This is a genomic window from Indolivaga macrotermitis, assembly GCF_900128985.1.
Lineage (GTDB): Bacteria > Bacteroidota > Bacteroidia > Bacteroidales > Dysgonomonadaceae > Dysgonomonas_A > Dysgonomonas_A macrotermitis.
In genome coordinates, this window is the sequence record NZ_FQUC01000023.1 from 15,363 (window position 1) to 37,736 (window position 22,374).

Sequence of the window (22,374 nt, forward strand, 5' to 3'; positions counted from 1 at the left end):
GAATATGAATTAAAAATATGAATTAAAAATATGAATTAAAAATATGAATTAAAAATATGAATTAAAAATATGAATTAAAAATATAAATAAATATCTAACATGAGAAAATATTTAATATTCTTATTGCTGATCATACCTGTTTTCTTGGCAGCTCAAAATAAGGTTACCATTACAGGAAAAGTATCAGAGGCAAATGGAAACGAACCTCTCACCGGAGTGACCATCATCGAAAAAGGCGGCACCAATGGTACAATATCAGACATCGACGGTAACTACACTTTGTCTAATGTTACAGTTGGAAGTACACTCAGCTTCTCGATGATCGGATTTACCACAAAAGAAATAAAAGTGGGAGCCAATACTGTGATAAACGTTCTTTTAGAGGATGACAGTAAAATGCTGGAAGATGTTGTAGTGATTGGTTACGGTGTTGTGAAGAAGAGCGACCTTACCAGTTCGATAACCACCGTAAAAGGCGACGACCTAAAATCGATAACCTCCGGTAATGCCCTTTATTCGATGCAGGGAAAAGCCAACGGTGTACAGGTTACCGGTTCGGGCGGTCCCGGAGACAATCCACGCATTATAATCCGTGGGGTAACCACCATCAACGGTTCTGATCCATTATATGTTGTAGACGGAGTGCCCATGTCAAGCGGAACAAACATCAACTTTCTAAATCAAAATGACATAGAAAGCATGGAAGTACTCAAAGATGCTTCTGCCTCGGCAATATACGGAACCAGAGCCTCTAACGGAGTTATACTGATCACAACCAAAAAGGGATCGAAGGGTAAAACCCAGTTCCAGTTTAATGCATCTTTAGGTGTACAGACTATAAGTAAGCCTAATATGGCCAATGCCGCTACCTACGAGAAAGTTTTCAAACAGCGTTATATCAACGATGGTAATGAACAACAAGCGTTGGATAACTGGGCAGTTGAAGGAGTAAGCTCTTTCTCTGATACCGATTGGTGGGATCAGACCATTAATAAAGCTGCATATACTCAATCTTACAACCTCGGATTTCAAGGAGGTAGCGACAAGTTTACTTTCAGTGGAAGTATCGGTTATTACCGCCAGAACTCACAATTCGATGTCGGCTACTGGGAACGTATTACAGGACGTTTCAACACCGAATATAAATTCAACGATATTGTAAAAGCCGGTATAGACTTTGCACCCCGTTACGAAAACTGGGATGATACTCCCAATCTTTTTGGGGCAGTGATGAAAATGGATCCTTCTACGCCTGTATACAGAGCTCAAGAAGACTGGTCTGTAAGCAACCCTTACAACAATTACCAGCGTTCGTACCACAATCAGGAATGGAATCCGATGGGAAGTGTTGCCCGTCAGAACAAGCACAGCGATGAATATGGTATGATAATGAACCCGTTTGTCAATATAGAACCTATAAAAGGATTAATCTTCCGCACCCAGTTCGGGGTTAATGCACGATTCAGAATGACAGACGAATTTACACCTGAATTTTACATCGACAATCTTGAAAAAAATGAGTCGGCTAAAGCGAAAAGAAACTCAGACCATTGGGTAGACTGGAACTGGGCAAACACGCTGAACTATACCCGTACATTCAATGAGAAACATAACCTGAATGTAATGGCTGGCTTCACAATGGAACAGTTTGCGAAATATTGGCTCGAAGGTTCCAGGGACGGAGTGCCCAGTAACCTGAAAGATCTTCAGTATGTGAGCGCTGCGACCGGAGAACAAATGGTAATTAAAGGAACCAACGAATACGATTCTTACGTTTCTTATCTCGGACGTGTGATGTATAATTACGACAACCGTTATTATGTAACAGCATCTATCCGTTCGGACGGTTCTTCCAAATTTCCGGCAGCAAACAGATATGCCACATTCCCCTCTGCTTCGTTAGCATGGAGAGTATCGGAAGAAGCTTTCATGAAAGAGCAGGATATTGTTTCGAACCTGAAAATACGCGCAGGTTGGGGACGTGTGGGTAATGCACAAATATCAAGAAGCGCATACCTTAACCTTATAAGTGCAGCAGATTATGTATATAACGGCGACCGCTACATAGGAACCGCTATCGGCCAGATAGGTAACAATAACCTTAAATGGGAAATTGTAGAAGACCTGAACCTCGGTGTAGATGTGAGTTTCCTCGATAACCGCCTGGATGTGACAGCCGATATCTACCGGAAGAAATCGAATGACATGCTGATCCAGAAAGAAAACCTGATGATATTGGGTTACCCTATGTGGAACGGGCAATTGTGGACTAATATAGGTAGCATGGAAGCCAAAGGATGGGAAGTATCCCTTAACTGGAGAGACAAGGTTCGCGATTTTAAGTACGAAGTGGGACTAAACCTTTCAAGCGTGAAAAACGTAGCCAAAAACTTTGGTACTACTTCTGAAATACTGACAGGAGGTTTCTTCAATGACTACATTATAAAGAATGTACCGGGAGGTGAGATCAGCCGTTTCTATGGCTACATTGCCGATGGAATATTCCAGAACCAAACCGAGATAAACAGCCATACGAGTAATAACGGAGACATTCTTCAACCGAATGCACAACCGGGTGACATCCGATTCAAAGACCTTAACAATGATGGGGTTATCGATGCTAATGACAAAACTTACATCGGTAATGCATTCCCCGACCTGATGGTTGGCTTGAACCTGCGTTTCGGTTACAAGAACTTCGATCTGGTATCTAACTTCTACGGAACTTTTGGTAATGACATTTACAACAGCGCCAAAGGTGGACTTTATGCCGGAACCGACGGACAGAACGTATTTGCCGACGCATATGATAAAGCATGGCATGGCGAAGGTACAAGTAACTATTATCCACGCCTGTCTTATGCAGATGCAAACCTGAACTACCGTACGGTATCTTCATTCTTTGTAGAAGACGGATCGTACTTCAGATGTAAACTGTTGCAAATAGGATATACTCTGCCTAAGAAATTCACGAAAGACGTAGACATCCGTTTATCCGCTTCGGCACAAAATCTGTTTACCATCACCAGTTATTCGGGAATGGATCCCGAGAGGGCATCTATCAGTGCCACTAAAGACGATGGAACTTACAACGTTCTTGAATCGGGAATAGATAACATTGCGTATCCTAACCCACGCACATTCTTATTCGGCATTAATATTAATTTTTAATCAGTAACTGACAATGAAAAATATATTGAAAATAATGATAAGCGGAGCGCTCTGTCTCTCCCTGGCAAGTTGTTCCGATTTTCTGGACAGACCTGTACTAGGACAAGAAAATCTGGATACTTATTTCCAGACAGAAGAAGAATGTCTGAAACAAGTGGCAGGATGCTATCAAGCTTTATTTTTCGAAGACTGGTGGCAGATTCAGGCTCCCTATGTGGGATTCGATATGGCTACAGATGACCTTTGGATGGGTAATACGACACAGTCTCAAAGCGACTGGATGAGAATGGCTCACTATGGTAACCCGAAAGCAGACGGGCCACTATCTAACTTCTGGCAATACCGTTATAAAGGAATCCTGAGATGTAACATCGTAATCAATAATGTACCGGATGCTCCTATAGTATAACGAAACCCTGAAAAAAAGAATGGTAGCCGAAGCTAAATTCCTTCGGGCATTTTACTATTTCGATCTTGTTAAAAACTTCGGAGGATTACCTATTGTCCTTCAGATGGCGCAACCCAGCGATGTAGAAGGAATACAACGCAGTACAATAGCCGAAACCTACGAGTTGATAGAACAAGACCTGAAAGATGCAATTGCCGATCTTCCGACCAAAAGCGAATATAGCGCGAGCGATCTTGGACGTGCGACAAAAGGTGCAGCCATGGGATTCCTAGGCAAAGCATATTTGTATCAGGAAAAATACAAAGAGGCCGAAGAGATTCTCGGCGATCTTATAGATACTCAGGAATATGATTTGTGCCCCGAGTTTAAAGATGTATGGTCTGTAGAGAACAACAACAATATAGAATCATTATTCGAAGTTCAGTTCAATTCCGACCTTAGCTATAGTCTGGGAGGACGCTTACCTGTATTCACAGGATCGCGCGACGACTCCGGATGGTCGTGGGGATTACCCACCAGCAATCTGGAAAAGGCTTTTCTTGATGCAGGCGATACTGAAAGGCTAAAATGGACAATTGTAAAACATGGAGACAATGTTCCGGGAGATGATACGGACGAAGGTCAAAACTATGTAATTACACCAAGTAAGCATAAATCGGCACGTATCAACAGAAAATATTATATTCCTCATGACCTGAGACCTGCAAGATATGACGAAAATCACAATCCACTGAATCACAGACTACTTCGTTTTGCCGATGTATTACTGATGTACGCCGAAGCTGCCAATGAGTTAGGACAGGACACAGACGCACGCCGTGCATTGAAAAGAGTGAGAGACCGTGTAGGCTTGCCGGAAGTTACATCTTCGGGTACACAATTAAAGAGTGCTATCCGGTTGGAACGGAGACTGGAACTGGCTCTGGAAAACCAACGCCTTTACGACCTTCGCCGCTGGACAGACAGCAATGGCAAAAAGGCTTTGTGTAATGTTATGGGCGAAAACGGGTCGTTCGTACAATATAACCTGTATCAATCGACAGACGAGTACGAATTGACCAATCAGGGAGAGAATAGCAACAAAGGCATTACTTTCCAGGAAAACAGAGATTTACTGTTCCCGATACCTAATACCGAAGTATTATTATCAGGAGGCAGCATTGCTCAGAATCCGAACTTCTAACTAAAAAAATAATTAATCATTAAAACAGAAAATAGTGTGTTCATATATTAAATTGATGGACACACTATTATTCTTTTCCCATTAATTATATAACCTTATGAAAACAATAAAACTGATATTATCCGCATGCATTCTCTTTTCCTTCGTTGCATGTAACGATGACCCTGATCCTACAATAGCACCGGGTACGGGCACCGATCCCGGAAATGAAACTGAGGAAGGAAATGAAAACGTTGTTATAGACCTAAGCAAGACATACCAGACCATTGAGAGCTTTGCTGCTTCCGATTGCTGGGCGCCGAACTATATAGGCACATATTGGTCTGAAAACGAAAAAGAAAGTATTGCCAAGCTGTTATTCTCTTCTGATATCGCAGAAGGTAAACCCGAAGGGATCGGACTTTCGGGATGGCGCTTCAATTTAGGAGGCGGTACAGCCCAACAGGGTGATGCCAGCGGCATCGAAGACGCTGCACGCCGTGCCGAATCATTTATGAATCCTGCCGACGGAACATTGGACTGGACAAAACAAGCCGGGCAGCAATATTTTCTCGATAAAGCGAAAAGTTATGGTTGCGAACAATTTGTAATGTTCAGCAATACACCACCTGTATATCTTACCCAAAATGGCAAAGGGTATTCTGCTATGGGAGCCTATTCCAATCTGAAAGACGATTCGTACGACGATTTTGCTGAATATATTGTATCGGCACTAGATTATTTCAAAACCAACAAAGGGATCAGTTTCGATTATATAAGCCCTGTAAATGAGCCTCAATATAACTGGAACGACCCGGCACAGGAAGGTAGTGGATGGCAGAACAGCGAGATAAAAAGACTGACTACCGAGATAAATACAGCCATCGAGGAAAAGGGACTGGATACAAAAATATTATTGGCTGAAACGGCCAATTGGAAATATCTCTATGAGACAGACGGAGACAGCGGTAGAAAAGATGTAATAAATAACCTGTTTAATGCTGCCTCCGAAAATTATGTGGGAGACCTGAAACACGTAGCACCTATCATTGCAGGACACAGTTACTGGACTGACGGAGACTGGCAAACCCTTGTTAATGTAAGGAGCGGTGTAGCCTCTAATGCTTCTGCCGCCGGATTGAAAGTTTATCAAACAGAATGGAGTATGTTGGGCGATGGATATAGCAGTAGTGAATTTGTGGGTTATGACAAGGCTTCGTATATGGATATAGCATTGTATATGTCGAAGGTAATACATTGCGACCTTGTGTATGCCAATGTTGCTTCATGGTCGTATTGGACAAGTCTAGACCTGGAACGATGGGATCATAAGAACCGGTTTCTGCTGATCAAAGTTACCCCTGCGGGAGGTGTTTACGGCGATATCACCCAAAGCGGTACGCACGAAGCGACCAAAACGTTATGGGTATTGGGTAATTACAGCCTTTTCATTCGCCCTGAGTACAAACGTGTAGAACTCCAAATGGCTAATACATCCAAAGAGTTATTCGGCAGTGCTTATATTTCTCCCGACGGGAAAAAGCTGGTAGCAGTGTATACCAATCTGTCTTCTAACCGTTACGATGTAAGAGCAGATTTAGGTGATAACGCTGAAATAGAATCAATTAAAACCTATACCACCAGCGAAACACAGAATCTGGAAGAAACGTCTGTTAAAGATACCGGTAACGCAATTTTTGTTACATCCAATTCGGTTTTGACAGTAGTATATAACTTGAAATAGAAAGGAGATTTTTCAATCATTATTATTTAATTTGTAATTGGATAATTAAATAGAATCGGTAATTAACTTAGATGTTCTTAATTATAATACCTATTCCTGCGCGCAATCAGAGATTGCTTATCCATTCTTTTGGCCTTGATGCAAAAAGAAGGCAAAAACTTATTGGCACTTTGTTGCGTCCGTCAGGCTCTGACATCGGCGTAAAGCACGGGATACCCGTTGTGAGAAGAAAGCGTTAAAAGACAAATAGCAGTTGTATTAAACGTATTTTAGTTGTCTTCGCTTTCGAACACGTAACGGGTCGGGCTTGCAGGCGCAGTCTTGATTTTTTGTATCGTTTTGCATCAAGGCAAAATGAAGAACAAGCCTTTAGGCGCGTTAGTAAATAGTAGAAAAATTAAGAACGTTTTTCAACTACCGGTTCAAATAAATTAAATACATAAGGTTGAAAACGCTCAAATTCATAAAAACCGAATGCGGAGTTGAAGTATTATTAAATGTAGGATTAGGTATGGATTTAAAACATCTGTACCTAAATCCTGAAACTTATAATTCCGATTGGTTCGAAATCCTCTTTTTCAGGAAAGGCAAAGGAAGCCTCATCCTGAACCAAAAAAAGATAGAGATAAAGGATAACACAATTGTCTTTATTTCGAAATTCCAAAGAAGGGAATGGAAACTGGAATCAGAAGGCCAGGACTTTTCATTCCTGTTCTTTCAGGAAGATTTTTTAAATGACTTCTTTGCCGACAAACTATTCACATACAAGTTACTCTACTTTTATCAACTCGACTATCCGTTAGCCCTGACTGTTACGGATGATGAAATCGCTAAAATCACACAAGCATTAGCCGAAATAAAAACAGAACTTAAGCATTCGAAATTCGATAGTGAACACATAATCCGGTCATTACTCTATTACTTGCTGCTGAAGCTTAACAGGCAATATGCTCAGGAATACCACATTCCGCTGGAGAAGCCCAATAATAATTATGCTTACCAATACAGAAAGCTGCTCGATATGCACGTATGTGCCAAACAACGTATCGAAGACTATACCTCCATGCTGGGTATAAGCCGGATAACCCTGAACAAAGCAATACAAGCCCAATTTAATGTAACAGCCAGCCACTTACTGAAGCAAAGATTGTTATTCGAAATAAAAAACGAACTGATATACTCCGATCTCACCATCGCTCAGATAGCAGACAAACTTAACTTTTCGGAACCCAACCACCTGATGAGGTTTTTCAAGACACAAACGGGAATAACCACATCCGAATTCATATCAGATTATCAAAATGGTACCTCTTCGACCTGATTTGGTAGTAGCGGAGAATAAATGACAAACTATTTTTGCATAAAGATTCCGAATAGAAAAACTAAAACATAATAACTATTTATTTCATTTGATTTCGAATATGAAAAAAACATTCTTAACTATCACATTAGCCTTGGTCTGTGCATTTTCTTTTGCACAAGTCGGCAATACCCAGCAACCCAGCATTCAACTAATAAGACATGCTACGCTGGTACTTAATTACAACGGACAAAAAATACTGATCGACCCTATGTTATCACCAAAAGGTGCATTCGGCTCTATCCGGGGCGAACGGCAAACTCCTTTAGTCGACCTCATCATTCCCATCGAAGACATTACAAAAAATCTGGACTTAGTATTAGTAACACATACTCATATAGACCATTTTGATGATGCCGCAAAAAAAGCACTCGACAAATCAATCCCTCTTTTCAATCAACCTGCCGATAAGGAGTATTTTAAAGGTACGGATTTTCGAAATACAACAACTGTAGACAACAGTATCGTATGGAACGGGATAACAATCACCCGTACATATGCGCAACACGGCACAGGTAAAGTATTGGAACAGATGGGAGATGCTTCGGGATTCGTATTCACAGCACCCGGTCAGCCAACCATCTATTTAGTCGGCGATGCTGTCTGGACAGAAGAAATATATCAGAATATCAAGAAGTATCAGCCCGATTATATCGTAGTTAATTCGGGAGGTGCTTTAATGCCTAATTTCGATGCGACACCGATCATTATGGATGCAGACCAGACTATGAGCCTGATTCAGGAAAGCGGAAAAGCGAAAGTAATAGGTGTACATATGGATGCAGTAGACCATTGCCTCACTACCAGAGAAGTTTTGAAGAAGAAAGCCAAAGAATACAATATAGGCTCCGATAAACTACTAATACCCAATGACGGAGAAACAATAAACCTATAAGAAACATCCAAAGACGAAAGACCCGGTGAAATTAAATTGATTTTACCGGGTCTTCTTATATTTATCTATACTATGAAGCGATCTTTAACGGTATTGATAAACCTGAACACAGCCCCTCCGGCAATGCCTCTGAATCAAGGAAAATAAAAAATATCAAAAAAGGTGTCACTTTTGTCACCTTTGTCACTTTATTAGATTTAAAATTCTGATAATAAAGCATTCATAAAAGTGACAAAATATTCACAAAAGTAACATATCCGTACACGATTTATGTTTAGTTTGTCACTTGAGTGTCACGTCTGTAAAAATTCTTTTGCCGTAACCTCTTAAGCCATACAGATTAGTAACGATAACTAAAACCTCAATAAAAGTTTTACATTATCTTTGCAAAACTAAAACAATAAGAAAGTCCCTTATACTTATATGAAAACAGACATCGCAATTGCCAGAAGTATTGAGTTAGATAAGATTACAAACATCGCAGCACAAATAGGTATCACGGATGACCACATCCACAACTATGGCAAATTCATGGCCAAAGTCCCCTACTCGCTTATCGACGAACAAAAAGTAGCGCAAAGCAACTTGATACTGGTAACAGCTATTACCCCGACAAAAGCCGGAATAGGTAAAACAACTGTTTCGATAGGACTTACTTTAGGATTGAACAAAATAGGCAAAAAAGCGGTAGTGGCACTGCGTGAACCATCATTAGGCCCTTGTTTCGGGATGAAGGGAGGCGCAGCCGGAGGAGGATATGCACAGGTACTTCCGATGGAGGATATCAACCTGCACTTTACCGGTGACTTCCATGCAATTACTTCTGCTCACAATATGATATCGGCTTTACTCGACAACTATCTGTATCAGAACAGAAGCGAGGGTAAAGGCTTGAAAGAAATACTCTGGAAAAGGGTTCTCGATATTAATGACCGCAGTTTGCGTTATATTGTATCGGGTCTCCGGGGCAATGCAAACGGCATCCCTACCGAAACAGGATTCGATATAACTCCGGCATCCGAAATTATGGCTATTCTTTGCCTGTCGAAAAACATTGAAGACCTGCGCCGCCGTATCGAAAAGATCATTCTCGGTTATACATACGAAAACGAGCCTTTCACTGTCAAAGATCTGGGTATCGCGGGCTCTATAGTTGTATTGTTGAAGGATGCGATCAATCCGAACCTGGTTCAAACAACCGAACATAATCCAGCAATCGTACATGGTGGGCCGTTCGCTAATATAGCACACGGATGCAACTCCATCATTGCGACGAAACTGGCGATGAGCCATGCCGATTATGTAGTGACTGAAGCCGGATTCGGCGCAGATCTGGGTGCGGAGAAATTCTTCAATATCAAGTGCCGTAAATCGGGTCTGGCTCCTAAGCTCACTATTATTGTAGCATCTGCACAAGGCCTGAAAATGCACGGAGGTGTAGCACAAGAAGATATCAAGAAAGAAAATCTGGAAGGGCTGAAAAACGGATTAGCTAATCTCGACAAACATATTCTGAATATGCAATCATTCGGTCAGACCGTTATTGTAGCATTCAATAAATACGGAACCGATACCCCGTCCGAAACCGACTTTGTAATCAATCACTGCAAGTCGCAGGGCATTGGCATAGCTGTAAACAAAGCATACTCCGACGGAGGAGAAGGTGCTGTCGAACTGGCCAATCTGGTAGTAGATACTATAGAAGCCAGACCGTCTGACGAACTTTCTTTTACATACAACAACACCGACAGTATCGAAACCAAGGTAGAAAAGGTTGCAAAACGTATATACGGAGCAGCATCCGTCGAATATAGCGCTACAGCCCGCAAAATGCTGAAACTGATAGAAGGGACAGAGATAGAACATTATCCTATCTGTATTGCCAAAACCCAATATTCCTTTTCGGACGATCCTAAAGCATATGGTGTAGCGAAAGATTTCAGCTTGACCGTAAACGATATAGTTATCAACAATGGAGCCGAGTTTGTTGTTATAGTAGCCGGGCCTATTATGCGTATGCCGGGATTACCAAAGGTTCCACAAGCCAATCATATCGATCTGGCAGATGGTTTGATTGAAGGTCTTAGCTAAAGAAACATTCTAAAAGACAAGTTATGAAAAAAGCGTTTTACATTATATTTCTACTTTGCGTATCAGCATCTTATATGAATGCTCAGGTGAGTTATACCAAACAAGATTCACTTATATTCGAAAAGTATATCGCCACGCAAAGGCCAAACGCCAATCTGCCGATAAACGAACTTGTAGTAAAAACCGCTTTATATTTTCAGGACACTCCATATGTATCCCATACTCTTGAAAAGACCGAAGGAGAGCAATTAGGAATAAATCTCCGCGAATTCGATTGTACCACTTTTGTCGAAAGTTGTATCGCTTTAAGCCGTACCTTAAAATCGGGTAATCTGACTTTCGCTGCTTTTTGTAAGCAACTACAATCTATCCGCTACCGGAATGGTGTGATCCAAGATTATGCATCGCGCCTTCATTATATGACCGACTGGACTTATGAGAACCAAAAGCACGGTATTTTCAAAAACGAGAGCCAAAACCTTGGCGGAATCCTGGATGACAGGAAGATCAATTATATGTCGGCACATATCAATTCGTACCGGATTTTAAGGACAGACAAAGCCATGTTGCAAAAAATAACCAACATGGAACAGACTATGAATAAACGTGGCGGACATTATGTAGTACTGAAACAAAACATCAATTACTTAAAAGACAATATTAAGGACGGTGATATAATCATCTTCGCAACCAGTATCGAAGGGTTGGACTATACACATATCGGCATTGCTTACCACAATAACGGACAACTTACATTTATCCATGCATCCAGTAAGGCTGCTAAAGTAACCGTGGAGAGTAATACACTAGCTGCATATTGTGAAAAATCGACAAAAGGCACAGGCATCACAGTTCTACGTCTCAACGAATTAAAAGGAAAATAATGAATAAAGAAATATTTCTGCGAATGAGCAGTTGGTCTCAACTGTTTTTCTTATTACTCTTCTGTTTCGGAGGGCTTATTGTGGGTACTTTGTTTGTTTTCGCATTCGCTCCTGTAATGGGAGGCATGCAGTCGATGAACTTTATGCGGGTATCTCAGCTAATTCAATCAATATTCCTGTTTCTGGTACCTGCAATTTTATGTGCTTTTCTATTTAATGAAAATGCAAAAGAATACCTGAAAATAAATAAGATCATTAACCTGAAAGTATTAATCTATTCGGTTTTACTGATCATTACTATTCAGCCTCTTATATCTTTTACGGGATACTACAACCGCATGATTACCTTACCCGAATCCTTTACAGCTTTGGAACAAGCCATGCAAGCTATGGAAGATACCGCGGCAGCGCTACTCGAGAATCTTCTTGCCGACCGGTCTGTACATATTATCATATTTAACGTTTTCATTATAGCAGTTGTCGCAGGTATCACCGAAGAATTCTTTTTCAGAGGGTCTTTACAACAACTGGTCAAGAAGGTTTGTCACAACAGGCATCTGGCAGTCTGGATCACAGCTTTTATATTCAGCTTTATTCACTTCCAGTTCTACGGGTTCATTCCCCGTATGTTATTGGGTGCACTGTTAGGCTACATATTCCTTTGGTCGGGTAACCTTTGGATACCCGTTATAGTACATATCCTGAATAATGCTATGAGTGTTACCATTTACTATAAATTCCATGGGACGCCAGCATACGATCAGTTGGAAAGCTTTGGTACAGGTAGTACTGTTTGGGCTACAATCGCCAGTGTAATCGTTTCGGGTATCCTGTTTTATTTACTATCACGGGAATACCCCAGAAACAATCCCGAAGAGTTTACTATCTGACAGATAATAAAGGGTTCCGGGAACTCTTCGTAACACTTGCACTCTGAGTATGGAATTAGGGAAAAATAAAGGAGGTTTAGGCTATCTAATTAAATGGATAATCAGGCTGGGAGATATTATCTCTATCAATCTGGCTTTCTTTATCCTGCATATTCTCATACCTGTTGATCTTTATAGAAACGAACAGGCTCTCGAAACTTTTCTGCTTATAAACCTTGCCTATTTTGTTGCAGCTGCCCTAACCCCCATTTATCTGGAGAACAACATTATATTCTTCGATAAGATTATACAACGGAGCCTTGCTTTCATCACCCTCTATTATATTATTTTCTCTGCGGGGATACTCCTTTTCCGAATAGAGAATTTCGATCTTTCTAATTGGCTGACCTGTTATCTGGTTTTAGCTCTGATTTATTTGATTTGGCACATAACCTTCCGCAGCTTCCTCAAATGGTACAGGCGCAAAGGCTATAACTATAAACGGGTAGTTATTGTCGGAGATAGCAACAATGCTATAAGCATATACCACGAACTAAAGTCCAGTGTATACGGCTACAAAGTTCTGGGCTTATTCGGAAATAATCCTAAAATGGCCTGTGACGGCCTTAATTATCTGGGAACAATAAACGACATCGAGAGATATTGCATCGAAAATCAGATAGATGAGATATATTGTACCTTACCCAATAATCAGGAAACAGAAGTTATACGCCTTGTCAATTTTTCTGAACGGAATATGATCCGGTTCTTCCTCATTCCTGACTTTTACGGCTATATCAAACGCAAATTAGTACTGAGTTCATTACAGTCAATACCGGTAATTGCAATACGCCCCGAACCTTTACAAAAGGGATATAACCGTATAATAAAACGTACTTTCGATATACTATTCTCCACCATCGTTATGGTGACGGTTTTACCTATAGTATATCTTATATTCGGATTATTGATTAAACTGACATCTAAAGGCCCGGTATTGTTTAAACAAGAAAGAACAGGATTACAAGGTAAAGCTTTTACTTGCTACAAGTTCCGCACAATGATTATCAACGAAGGAGATAATACTTCGACAACCTCAAAATCCGATCCGCGAATCACCAGGCTCGGAGCATTTATGAGAAGAACCAGCATCGACGAACTTCCTCAGTTCTTTAATGTTCTGATGGGCAATATGTCCGTAGTAGGTCCACGTCCGCATATGGTGAAGCAGACCGACATATACCAGCAGTTGATCGATAAATTCATGATCCGTCATCTGATAAAACCCGGAATAACTGGCTGGGCACAAATATCAGGATACAGAGGGGAAACACGTACTGTAGAGCAAATGGAAAGCCGCTTCAAACGGGATGTCTGGTATATCGAAAACTGGTCTTTTACTTTGGATATCAAAATAATTGCCGTGACAATATATCAGGTACTAAAAGGAGATGAAAACGTATTCTAAATTTTATTTAATACCTCTGGTATTAAGAGCCGCTCTATAACGATTCGCATTTCGTACATGCTCGGCATGGGTTACGGCGAAATTGTGCCGTCCAGAAAAGTCTTCTTTCGCACACATATACAAATAATTATGCCGGGCCGCATTCAGAACCGAATCAATACCTTTGATAGATGGTACACGAATAGGTCCGGGAGGCAAACCTTCGTATTTATAAGTATTGTATGGCGAATCTGCTTGTAAATGGACAAAGAGGATACGCTTCAATGAGAAGTCCCCGACAGCGTATTTTACAGTCGGATCGGCTTGCAGCAATTGCCCGGATCTTAATCTATTCAAATACAATCCGGCAACAACAGGATATTCGTCCGAGAAATAACATTCCTCTTCCACTATTGCCGCAAGGATCGATACCTCAACAGGAGTGAGTCCCTGCTGTTTTGCTTTGGCTCTTCTCTCTTCTGTCCAAAAGCGGTTATACTCAGTATCCATTCTTTTGAATAAATTATCAAAGCTTATATCCCAATATACTTCGTATGTATTGGGGATAAACATACAATCGACGGTCTCTGTAGTAAAGCCCAACTGAGCACATCTCGCCGAATCATTCAGGGCAACCATCAGTTCATCCTTCGATAGCATCAGTTGATTAGAGAGACGGACAGCCAGATCTTCCTTCGTCCGTATATTATTAAACTTAAGCTGTACCGGAGATTGATGCCCACCTTTCAGCATAGTTATAACTTCCTTGACATTCATATCGGGAGTTATTGCATAACGCCCGGTCCGGATATTATCCTTATAGTTATAATAATCGGCTACCATCTTCAACTTAGTCATATTACCGACATGTGCAGTTGTATCAAGTTGGGTCAGGATACTTTGATAATCCTTATTCGCATCTACATATATATAGACAGTTTTATCAATATTAAACTTTGTAGCAATGATTGATTCCACATACAAAAAGGCTCCAACAAGAGCTAAAATAACTATACATACGATAGTTCCTAAGACTGAACGCTTTGACAAAGCCATCGGGTTATTTTATTAATAATAATGCGGCAAAAGTATAAATATTATTCCGAAAAAATCACCGTCCTCCTTGTTAAATCAAAACAAACAACTATATTTGCATCGCAATTGGATTTAAGTATCCTATTTGTAAAGGAAGTGTGGGTGAGTGGCTGAAACCACCAGTTTGCTAAACTGACGTACGGGTAACTGTACCGGGGGTTCGAATCCCCCCGCTTCCGCTTTAAGAAAAGACAAAAAGCGACAAAGCTTAGACAAATCCTACAATATCAACGAATTGTAGGATTTTTTTTATTTTCATCTTTCCTCCGGAAGACATAAAAAAGCCACTTAGAGACAACAATCTGTTGCCAAAGTGTTCACCCCTGCAATTTTATTCGTTCACCCTTAATGTGTCGCAAATTGGTAGTTTACTGTCCAATATTGGTAGTGCTTATTTTCCTTGAAAACAATCGATTAAAATTAATTTTAACGCTTAAAAAAAAAGGAGTTATGAGAACATCAAAAAGCACGTTTGCTATCACTTTCTACTTAAGAAAGGATAAAATGAAGAAAGATTCGTTCACCCCTATCTTTTGTAGGATAACTATTGCAGGTGAAGCAGTCAGTTTTAATATCCACAAAGATATCAGAGCCGAGCTTTGGGATATGGAGAATCACAAGGCTCGAGGTAAATCAAGGGAATCCATTGAAGTGAATCAAACCTTAGACGCTTGTCATACTATCTTACACAACATGTACCGAGATATATTTGAGAAAGACAATTATGTGACTGCCGAAAAATTGAAAAATTCTTATTTGGGCATATCAATTGACAATACGATGCTACTCCTTTTGTTTAGAAACTTGATAAAAGATATAGAAGCTTTGGTAAATATCACTAAGGCAAAAGCAACCTTACAAAAATATAAGGTTACCTACACGAGGCTATCCGAATTTATGAAATTCAAGTATAATATTTCTGATATAAATGTGAAGGAGATAAAATATCAGTTCATTTCCGATTTTGAAATATATCTGAGAACACAAGCAAATTGTAGTCCTAACACAACAGCAAAGTTTATTCAATTCTTCAAACGGGTGATTCTTATTGCTCAGAATAATGGATGGATGCAACACAATCCATTTGCTAATTATAAGATACATTTTAAGAAAGTAGATAGAGGTTATCTGACAGATCAGGAACTCGAAATTATCAAGAAGAAACAATTTGGGATAGAACGTCTTGAGAAAGTAAGGGATATTTTTGTGTTTGCTTGCTATACGGGGTTGGCGTATGTGGATACTTATAAACTTACATATGATAATATACAGACAGGTGTGGATGGTAAACTTTGGATTATTACTAAACGAGCAAAAACAGATACAATCGTGACTGTTCCATTACTCGATGTTCCTTTAGCAATAATAGAGAAGTATAGAGGGAAGCAAGATAATGATAAAGTATTGCCGACATTAAGCAATCAAAAAATGAACTCTTATCTGAAGGAGATCGGTGATTTGTGCAGAATTGAGAAGCGTCTCAGTTTCCATCTCGCAAGACACACATTCGCTTCTACAACAACCTTAGCAAAAGGTGTTTCTATAGAAGCTGTATCTAAAATGTTAGGGCATACTAACATCCGTACTACGCAAATCTATGCTAGGGTTACAGAAAACCTAATAAGTAACGAAATGAATTCACTTTCCACTAAGCTAAGAATAAACACCTTAGAATTACCCAAAACAAGATAAGTATTGGAGCAGAATTAAATGAAATACACCTGAGCCTAACAAAATTAGCTAACGTGGAAGAAAAAGCAAATTCTAGAATCGCTTAGCAAACATCCAAAATGAGAGAGAGGTGCTATAGCACCTCTCTCTCATTTTGAATTATTTATTAACCACTAAGTAATTAAAACACCCAACAGAGAAAATAAGTAGGAATACCATAGCAGGATATTTTTCTACATTTAGGACAATACTCAAGACTGTCCACAAAAGAAAATGATCCGTGAAAATATAAATGACTATTTGAATAAAATATGAAGATGTCAGAAAAGGGTATCTGACCCAAGATGAGCTTCTGAAACTGGCTTCAACCCCTTGTAAAATTCCGGCATTGAAAACAGCTTCTTTATTCTCTTGCCTAACAGGGCTTCGCATTAGTGATGTTCTTGCTCTAAAATGGAAGAATATTCACCCTGCTTCTAAAGATGGCTATTGTATCCAGATACGAACAGAAAAGACTGAAACGGAAGCTACTCTCCCCATCAGTGATGAATCTTTAGGATTATATGGAACAAGAAAAACGGGCAAGATCTTCAAAGATTTACAACGGTCAATGATTCAACATCCCTTGAAGAAATAGATCAAACAAGCTAGGATAAGGAAGAAAATAACCTTTCATTGCTTAAGACAAAACCCAATTTATAGTTCACTAAAATACAGTATATTATAAAATAATTCCCGTCCACAGGTAATGATTTGGAGACAAGCCTATACCTTTGAGCTATTCCTTTATGAGTCAACATTTTGAAGTTGGATTAATTCAGAATAGGTAACAGATAAGTAACGAAATAACTTCTATGCTTTGCTCCGCATTGAGCAGATTGAATAGCTTATGACAAAGATAAAAGAATATTTCTGTTCATTTGCAAATTCCTGTCAAAATACGACATGACCTTGTATTTTCTCGACTGGCAAATAAATAATTAATAAATTATTGCCGATGTGACAAACAAAGAGGGTATATTCGGATATTTTTAATATTTAATACCCTCTTTGTAAATGATATTATCTCAATCCTTTAAACATTTGGTCAATACACTTCTTTTTTTGTTCCATATTAGGATGAACGTATAAATTCAACGTTGTAGTAATATTCGAGTGCCCTAGAATTACACTAACAGTTTTATAATCGCAATTACTCTCTATGCACCTTGTTGCAAAGCTATGACGCAATCCATGAAATTTCAGTTCTGGCATATCCAACTCTTTCATCAATCGTTTGTAATAATTTCTATAAGTACGTGGTTCGGTAGGTTTCATATCATTGGTTAAAACGTAAAAGGAGTTGTTCACTATTCTCTTTATCGGTTTTAGCATTTTCAAAAGGTCTCGGCTCATTGGAATATCTCGAATAGAGTTCTTGGTTTTAGGGCTATCGAGAATAAGTTCTGTATGCCTGTCAGAATCCTCGATGATATAGATCCGCTGTATTGTTTTTCGAATGTGGATAACACCAATACCCGTATCAATTTCGTCCCATGTCAAAGCACAAATTTCGCCAATACGTATTCCTGCACTCAAACAAATATAAATTCCTAAGTTTTTGAATGTAAAATGCTCTTGTACATGATTCATTATTTTCCTTTGGTTACTTTTACTAAGCACCTCAATTCCATTATTTTCTCTTTCTGTTGGAAACTGGATATCAAATTGCTGATACTCGAAGACTTTATTCTTCATACCAAACTTTAGGATCATCTTCAGTACAATCAAGATATCCTTAATCGTTTTTTGACTTAATCCCTCATCTAACTTAGTAAAGACAAACTCCTGAACATCTGCTTCATACACTTCATGCTTATGTCCAAAAGTTGGCAATAAATGATTCTCAATTAGAAGCATATAAGCCGAATAACTGGATTTTTTTACATAATGCTTTTTGTCTTCTTTCCATAGGTTGATAACTGTACTAATTTTTGTTTTTTCTACCATATTAATCTGATTTTATATTATTAATCACAATAATATACACAAAAGGATTTGAGTATAAAATAAGGTTAATGTTCCAAATTCGAGATTCCCTCAGTTTACAGAAGAGTGGAAATCCTTGTTGTTTGGTGATATTGCGACTATTAAGGGTGGGTTTGCTTTTGATGCAAAAACACTATCTTCTGAAAGAAGAAAATATCAAATAGTCAAAATGGGGAATTTATATCAAAATCAATTAAATTTAGACAGGACACCATCATTTATTGATATAATTGATAATAGGCAATGCTCATTTTTACTAAAGAAAAATGACATTGCAATAACTTTAACGGGAACTAACAACAAACGAGACTATGGCTATTCACATTTATTCAAAAGTGAAGATAATTTATTATTAAATCAACGCTGTGCTTTAATTAGAGCAAAATATGACTCATATTTTCTTTCATACTTAATAAAGACAAGCTGTTTTCTTGAACAATTTTTCCAATCTTCTGCAGGAGGGACTGGTAATCAGGCTAATGTTAGTACAAAAGATATAGAAAGCTTTATTATCAGTGTTCCAAAGCTTAAAGAGCAAGAAAAAATAGGTAAATTCCTCTCCTTAATTGATGAGCGAATCGAGACCCAAAACAAAATAATAGAGGATTTGAAATTGTTAAAGAGTACGATAAGACATACTCTATTTACGCAAATTGACAAGTCTAGTCATAAAGCAAAACGAATAAAATATATTCTTGATTATGAGCAACCAACTAAGTATATAGTGGAAAATGTAGATTACCAAAACGATGTATCCTTAATCCCAGTATTAACAGCCAATAAAGCTTTTGTATTAGGTTATACCTCTGAGGACTATAGTATTTATGATAAAGGAGATTGCATAATATTTGATGACTTCACTATGGATTTGAAGTATGTTAATTTTCCATTTAAGGTTAAGTCGTCAGCGATAAAAATATTGACTTCGAAGTCCAACGTAAATCTCAAATATATTTTTGAATACCTCTCTTTTCTTGATCTGACATCAAACGACCATAAACGTCATTACATTTCTGAAGTAGAGTCTATGCCAATATATGTTCCTGAAGTTGAGATGCAGAATATATTTTCAAACCTATTCTCCGTATTGGATGAGAAGATTGTTTTAGAATCTCATCATTACAATTTGTTGATTGCACAAAAGCAATACCTATTGTCTCAGCTTTTCATATAAAACTACGCAAGGAGATTGGAGAGTAGATATTGTTTCTGGGAATTAAGCCCTTTCAATACAAATGTTTCGATCTCTATCTTCTTGTCTATAGAACAAATTGCAGATACGATAATTGATTGTTCTTCCAATGTTGGAATAGCTATTTCCAAATTCAAGACTGTAGATTCATGTATGCGCTTGCTTCCAGAGCCTATCGCCAAACTTTCTAAAGGCACATAATAGTTCTTGCGTCCAATATAGTATAGCAAATAAAAAGGGTTTATCTTATCGCAGTTTATATTGAATGTTGGGACATCATTTGATGAAAGGAAGCCGTCGTATTCATCTGGGATTATCCCAAATGCCCCATTAAATAGATTTTGTTTACCATAAATAAATTGTCCTTTCCGACGGACATAATAAACAGTCCCCTGGGTAGATAATGACTCTGTACTATCATTCTTCATTATCCCTTTTAAATGTAATTTGACTGTGAGCAATTTGTTCTTATCAATTTTAGGTGTCAGAATTTTGTCTGGAATGGTCATAAAATCACCCAATTTCTGAATTCTCCAATCAGAAGATATGTCTCCATCCAGTTTTTCAAATCGTAATTGTCTGTTAAATAGCTTCTCGCTTATCGTACTCAAGAGTGAAATATAATCTCTAATTAAAGGATTTCTAACTCACTTTGTATTAAACGGGAAACGAGCTAATATCAGATTAAAGGATTGTGTTGCTTGCAATTCTTCAACACTAACAGAAAGTGAATTTGAGGGGATAAATGGGCTGCATCCAGTATATGGAGCAACAGGTATTATAGCATATTCGTCTCAATACGCGGTGGATGAAAATTCTATTTTGATTATTAAAGATGGGGCCAGCGTAGGAAGAGTGCAATATGTTACGGGAAAATATTCAGCAATAGGCACTCTCAATTATTTGACAACCAAGAGTGGTTTTTCGCTCAAATACATCTACTATCTTTTAAGTTATTTTAATTTTGATAAATACAAAGTAGGTTCCGGTATACCTCACATCTATTTCAAAGACTATGGTAACGAATTGATCTACTGCCCATCTATCAAGGAGCAGAATAAAATAGCCCGAATACTTTGGCAAGTGGAAAAAAAGATTGATTTAGAGCAAATTTTGTTAGATGCCTATTCCTTGCAGAAACAGTATTTACTAAAAAATATGCTTATATAAAGAGGTTCTGTAATAGATAGATTTTTTGTTTCTGATACACTAAGATTGCGGATTTCTCTAATTCTATCTTTAACATTATTTTGTCGAGCGTATCTGAAATTTCTTTTTGATTCAACAATGATGGCATAAGAATGCAGAAATGAGATAAATCTTTCTTTTGTATATTAGGAAGTCCGCTACCGATGCGCAATGCCATTATCTGAGGTTCATTAGCTTTCAGATAGTGAAAAAGATACCTTCCATCTATATCTTTGTCAATATCTTCTAATGTATAACAATGTCCCCCGCTCCAAAAAGGGACATCATTATACTGTACATATCCACAAGAATTACCTCCTTCACTGATAGATATTGTATTCGCCTTAGTATTATATGAATGATAAAAGCCCGAAGGAGTAATTCCACCATTCATTACATAATATTTATCATCATCCAATAATTCAGTCCTGTTTATCTGCTCTCCTTTTTTTATTTGACAAAATTCCCCTAATTTTCTGTATTTATCAGACTTTCCTAAAAGATAGGTATAAATTCCTTTAATTAGAGATTTATATTGCTCTATTATTTTGTTTTGGGCTTCTATACGCTGATCAATAAGTATAAAAAATGAAACAATTTTTTCTTGTTCTGAAAGAGAGGGATAGGAGACATTTATACTTTTAATAATTGTTCCACTTAGATTCTCTTGTCCTCCTTGGTTACTTAGGTTTCTAATTTCCAAGTACCTCTTTGACAAGTTTTGGAATAGAAATGATGAGTTTAAAATGCGTTTATCAGTCTGTATTGACGCACACGCTTGATTGATTGATGCATCTATTCCTAACATTGCGACTTTCCCTCTAGTTTTACCTTGACCATACATAGCCATCAACAAAGTACCCTTTGGACAAATTTTGGCAGACGAATATTGTAATCCTTCTTCTGTTATTTTTTCTTCAGTCTGATAGATTGTATTAAAATCAATCAAAGAAGTGGAAACCCAAGGTATATTTCCTCCCCAATATTCTAATTTAGATCGATTAGGTGTGCCTCCTGAGGAAACGACTGAAATATCTCCTAGCATTTTCTCTTCCCATTCCCCAGTAAACTGAGGGAATCTCAAATTTGGAACATTGCCTTTTTTTTTATTTTCTTCTTTCATTGTTGACATTTATTTTCTTAATCTGTAGCATTAAGGATTTCAGAA

The 22,374-nt window shown here is 38.4% G+C and carries 15 protein-coding genes, 1 tRNA gene and 2 pseudogenes; 14 read left to right on the forward strand and 4 right to left on the reverse strand.

Going from position 1 to position 22,374, the window contains the following annotated elements; translation table 11 throughout:
• Positions 1–99: 99 nt before the first annotated feature.
• The 9 genes and pseudogenes from BUC12_RS18850 (at position 100) to BUC12_RS18890 (ending at position 14,053) form a co-directional block, all read left to right on the forward strand.
• Positions 100–3,171, forward strand: a complete 3,072-nt coding sequence (locus BUC12_RS18850) for a SusC/RagA family TonB-linked outer membrane protein (protein WP_062184560.1) — start codon at positions 100–102, stop codon at positions 3,169–3,171.
• 13 nt (positions 3,172–3,184) lie between these two features.
• A pseudogene (locus BUC12_RS18855) lies at positions 3,185–4,763 on the forward strand (RagB/SusD family nutrient uptake outer membrane protein).
• A 97-nt stretch (positions 4,764–4,860) separates the two neighbouring features.
• Positions 4,861–6,486: a glycoside hydrolase gene (locus BUC12_RS18860; RefSeq protein ID WP_062184558.1), complete on the forward strand. Its 1,626-nt coding sequence runs from the start codon at positions 4,861–4,863 to the stop codon at positions 6,484–6,486.
• Between the two features lie 445 nt (positions 6,487–6,931).
• Entirely contained in the window at positions 6,932–7,807 is an 876-nt protein-coding gene (locus BUC12_RS18865) for a helix-turn-helix domain-containing protein (RefSeq protein WP_062184554.1), read from the forward strand.
• Positions 7,808–7,907: 100 nt separating this feature from the next.
• Positions 7,908–8,741, forward strand: a complete 834-nt coding sequence (locus tag BUC12_RS18870; RefSeq protein ID WP_062184551.1) for an MBL fold metallo-hydrolase — start codon at positions 7,908–7,910, stop codon at positions 8,739–8,741.
• A 423-nt stretch (positions 8,742–9,164) separates the two neighbouring features.
• A complete protein-coding gene (locus BUC12_RS18875; RefSeq protein WP_062184547.1) occupies positions 9,165–10,832 on the forward strand; it encodes a formate--tetrahydrofolate ligase in 1,668 nt (555 codons plus the stop codon).
• A 23-nt stretch (positions 10,833–10,855) separates the two neighbouring features.
• Complete coding sequence (locus BUC12_RS18880; protein WP_062184544.1) at positions 10,856–11,716, forward strand: N-acetylmuramoyl-L-alanine amidase-like domain-containing protein; 861 nt, start codon at positions 10,856–10,858, stop codon at positions 11,714–11,716.
• Positions 11,716–12,606: a CPBP family intramembrane glutamic endopeptidase gene (locus tag BUC12_RS18885; protein WP_062184541.1), complete on the forward strand. Its 891-nt coding sequence runs from the start codon at positions 11,716–11,718 to the stop codon at positions 12,604–12,606. The genes BUC12_RS18880 and BUC12_RS18885 overlap by 1 nt, the downstream gene beginning before the upstream one ends.
• 49 nt (positions 12,607–12,655) lie before the next feature.
• Entirely contained in the window at positions 12,656–14,053 is a 1,398-nt protein-coding gene (locus BUC12_RS18890; RefSeq protein WP_062184538.1) for an undecaprenyl-phosphate glucose phosphotransferase, read from the forward strand.
• Positions 14,054–14,056: 3 nt separating this feature from the next.
• Here the strand turns inward: BUC12_RS18890 and mltG are convergent, their stop codons facing one another.
• A complete protein-coding gene (gene mltG, locus BUC12_RS18895) occupies positions 14,057–15,088 on the reverse strand; it encodes an endolytic transglycosylase MltG (RefSeq protein ID WP_062184535.1) in 1,032 nt (343 codons plus the stop codon).
• Between the two features lie 131 nt (positions 15,089–15,219).
• Between mltG and BUC12_RS18900 the strand changes: the two genes are divergently transcribed.
• The 3 genes from BUC12_RS18900 (at position 15,220) to BUC12_RS20495 (ending at position 17,435) form a co-directional block, all read left to right on the forward strand.
• Positions 15,220–15,306: transfer RNA gene (locus tag BUC12_RS18900), tRNA-Ser, on the forward strand.
• Positions 15,307–15,577: 271 nt separating this feature from the next.
• Complete coding sequence (locus BUC12_RS18905; RefSeq protein WP_062184532.1) at positions 15,578–16,819, forward strand: site-specific integrase; 1,242 nt, start codon at positions 15,578–15,580, stop codon at positions 16,817–16,819.
• A 313-nt stretch (positions 16,820–17,132) separates the two neighbouring features.
• Positions 17,133–17,435 carry a tyrosine-type recombinase/integrase gene (locus BUC12_RS20495; protein WP_394333938.1) on the forward strand — a complete coding sequence of 101 codons (303 nt, stop codon included), beginning with the start codon at positions 17,133–17,135 and terminating at the stop codon, positions 17,433–17,435.
• Between the two features lie 425 nt (positions 17,436–17,860).
• On the opposite strand, the gene BUC12_RS18915 is transcribed toward BUC12_RS20495, so the two are convergent.
• A complete protein-coding gene (locus tag BUC12_RS18915) occupies positions 17,861–18,787 on the reverse strand; it encodes a tyrosine-type recombinase/integrase (RefSeq protein WP_062184530.1) in 927 nt (308 codons plus the stop codon).
• Between the two features lie 112 nt (positions 18,788–18,899).
• On the opposite strand from BUC12_RS18915, the pseudogene BUC12_RS18920 reads away from it, so the two are divergent.
• Positions 18,900–20,000, forward strand: a pseudogene (locus tag BUC12_RS18920) (restriction endonuclease subunit S); the annotation flags it as partial.
• Positions 20,001–20,002: 2 nt separating this feature from the next.
• Here the strand turns inward: BUC12_RS18920 and BUC12_RS18925 are convergent.
• On the reverse strand, positions 20,003–20,629 hold the full coding sequence (locus tag BUC12_RS18925) for a restriction endonuclease subunit S (RefSeq protein WP_062184524.1): 627 nt from the start codon (positions 20,627–20,629) through the stop codon (positions 20,003–20,005).
• Positions 20,630–20,768: 139 nt separating this feature from the next.
• On the opposite strand from BUC12_RS18925, the gene BUC12_RS18930 reads away from it, so the two are divergent.
• The gene (locus BUC12_RS18930; protein WP_262485554.1) at positions 20,769–21,188 is read left to right on the forward strand and encodes a restriction endonuclease subunit S; all 420 of its coding nucleotides are present in this window, start codon (positions 20,769–20,771) and stop codon (positions 21,186–21,188) included.
• Here BUC12_RS18930 and BUC12_RS18935 read toward each other — a convergent pair.
• Positions 21,181–22,329, reverse strand: coding sequence for a restriction endonuclease subunit S (locus BUC12_RS18935; RefSeq protein WP_062184518.1), 1,149 nt, complete (start codon positions 22,327–22,329; stop codon positions 21,181–21,183). The two genes, BUC12_RS18930 and BUC12_RS18935, sit on opposite strands and share 8 nt — an antisense overlap.
• Between the last annotated feature and the right edge of the window lie 45 nt (positions 22,330–22,374).

Bases quoted from the DNA above. Each gene is read 5' to 3' on its own strand.
- BUC12_RS18860 (WP_062184558.1), top strand. From the start codon at position 4,861: ATGAAAACAATAAAACTGATATTATCCGCATGCATTCTCTTTTCCTTC.
- BUC12_RS18880 (WP_062184544.1), top strand. From the start codon at position 10,856: ATGAAAAAAGCGTTTTACATTATATTTCTACTTTGCGTATCAGCATCT.
- BUC12_RS18890 (WP_062184538.1), top strand. From the start codon at position 12,656: ATGGAATTAGGGAAAAATAAAGGAGGTTTAGGCTATCTAATTAAATGG.
- BUC12_RS18875 (WP_062184547.1), top strand. From the start codon at position 9,165: ATGAAAACAGACATCGCAATTGCCAGAAGTATTGAGTTAGATAAGATT.
- BUC12_RS18850 (WP_062184560.1), top strand. From the start codon at position 100: ATGAGAAAATATTTAATATTCTTATTGCTGATCATACCTGTTTTCTTG.
- mltG (WP_062184535.1), bottom strand. From the start codon at position 15,088: ATGGCTTTGTCAAAGCGTTCAGTCTTAGGAACTATCGTATGTATAGTT.
- BUC12_RS18915 (WP_062184530.1), bottom strand. From the start codon at position 18,787: ATGGTAGAAAAAACAAAAATTAGTACAGTTATCAACCTATGGAAAGAA.
- BUC12_RS18935 (WP_062184518.1), bottom strand. From the start codon at position 22,329: ATGAAAGAAGAAAATAAAAAAAAAGGCAATGTTCCAAATTTGAGATTC.
- BUC12_RS18870 (WP_062184551.1), top strand. From the start codon at position 7,908: ATGAAAAAAACATTCTTAACTATCACATTAGCCTTGGTCTGTGCATTT.
- BUC12_RS18905 (WP_062184532.1), top strand. From the start codon at position 15,578: ATGAGAACATCAAAAAGCACGTTTGCTATCACTTTCTACTTAAGAAAG.
- BUC12_RS18885 (WP_062184541.1), top strand. From the start codon at position 11,716: ATGAATAAAGAAATATTTCTGCGAATGAGCAGTTGGTCTCAACTGTTT.